At 70.8% G+C, this 384-nt stretch carries 1 protein-coding gene; it reads left to right on the forward strand.

All coding sequences use genetic code 11. The features are described from left to right. Positions 1-355 (forward strand): chitosanase (locus STRIP9103_RS25455; RefSeq protein ID WP_009322611.1); only part of this gene is annotated, 355 nt, incomplete at its 5' end. Between the last annotated feature and the right edge of the window lie 29 nt (positions 356-384).

A 384-nucleotide genomic window follows, 5' to 3' on the forward strand; every position in this document is an offset into this window, starting at 1 on the left:
GGTCTACTTCGGCCCGGCGGTGAAGCGCGCCAAGAAGGACGGCCTCGGCACCCTCGGCCAGTTCGTGTACTACGACGCCATGGTCATGCACGGCCCGGGCAGCGACGGCCTCAGCTTCGGCGGCGTCCGCGAGCGGGCGCTGAAGAACGCGGCCTCCCCGGCCCTCGGCGGCGACGAGACGGAGTACCTGCACGCCTTCCTCGACGCCCGGGTGTGGGCGATGCTGCAGGAGGAGGCCCACAGCGACGTCAGCCGGGTCGAGTCGGCCCAGCGGGTCTTCCTGGAGGCGGGCAACCTGGATCTCGATCTGCCGCTCGACTGGGAGGTGTACGGGGACAGTTACTCGCTCGGCTGACAGCCGGGCCTGCGAAACCGTTCCGGGGC

This window comes from Streptomyces ipomoeae 91-03, from assembly GCF_000317595.1.
GTDB classification, from domain to species: domain Bacteria; phylum Actinomycetota; class Actinomycetes; order Streptomycetales; family Streptomycetaceae; genus Streptomyces; species Streptomyces ipomoeae.